The sequence below is a fragment of the Corynebacterium pilbarense genome (genome assembly GCF_026930265.1).
GTDB lineage: Bacteria > Actinomycetota > Actinomycetes > Mycobacteriales > Mycobacteriaceae > Corynebacterium > Corynebacterium pilbarense.
The window spans coordinates 1-853 of sequence record NZ_JANRML010000070.1 but is presented as its reverse complement, the minus strand read 5'-3'; the positions used below and the strand labels follow the sequence as shown (position 1 = coordinate 853).

1 protein-coding gene is annotated in these 853 nt (G+C 36.9%); it reads right to left on the bottom strand.

Going from position 1 to position 853, the window contains the following annotated elements; all coding sequences use genetic code 11:
• Window positions 1-853: reverse transcriptase domain-containing protein (locus NUW87_RS11995; RefSeq protein WP_269028642.1), on the bottom strand; the 853-nt coding region annotated here is incomplete at both ends.

Here is an 853-nt window from a genome sequence, read left to right as displayed (position 1 = left end):
CCTGAATATCCTTTTGACTGCTTGCAAATGACTCTGTTTAGGTGCAGCCTGATATCTTCCTACCATTCCTACAGCATACATTATGTCTGGGCGAGATGCTGTGATGTACAACAAGCTTCCTATCATTGATCGATATGAGCTTTGATCAACATCGGGCGAATCATCATCCTTGCTTAATTTACATCCAGTTACCATAGGTGTACCCATTGGTTTAGAATCTTCCATTTGAAAGCTTTTCAGCATTTCTCTTAAATATTTTCCTTGAGAAATGAAGATCCCTTCGGGCCTCTGAGTAATTTGCAGACCAAGGAAAAATGACAGTTCTCCTATCATAGACATTTCAAATTCTGTTTGCATAGAGTTAGCAAACCACTGGACAGATGATTCATTAGTACAGCCAAAAATAATATCATCTACATAAACCAAAACAACTAGTAAATCATCACCTTCAGACTTAATGTAAAGGTTACTGTCAACAATACCTTTCTTGAACCCTTTTTCTTGTAGAAATTTGTCCAGTCTAGAATACCAAGCTCGTGGTGCTTGTTTTAGTCCATATAAGGCCTTCTTCAGCTTACAAACATAATTAGGATTGTCTGTCAATGAAAATCCTTCAGGTTGCTCCATATATACTTCTTCCTCTAGATCTCCATTAAGAAATGTTGACTTAACATCCATCTGATAAACTTTGAAATTCTTATGACAAGAGTAAGCAAGAAACATTCTGATAGCTTCTAACCTTGCTACGTGCACAAATGTTTCATCAAAATCCAGTCCTTCTATCTGAGCATAGCCTTTACAGACTAACCTCACTTTGTTCCTGATAACTTGTCCTTTCTCATTCAACTTATTC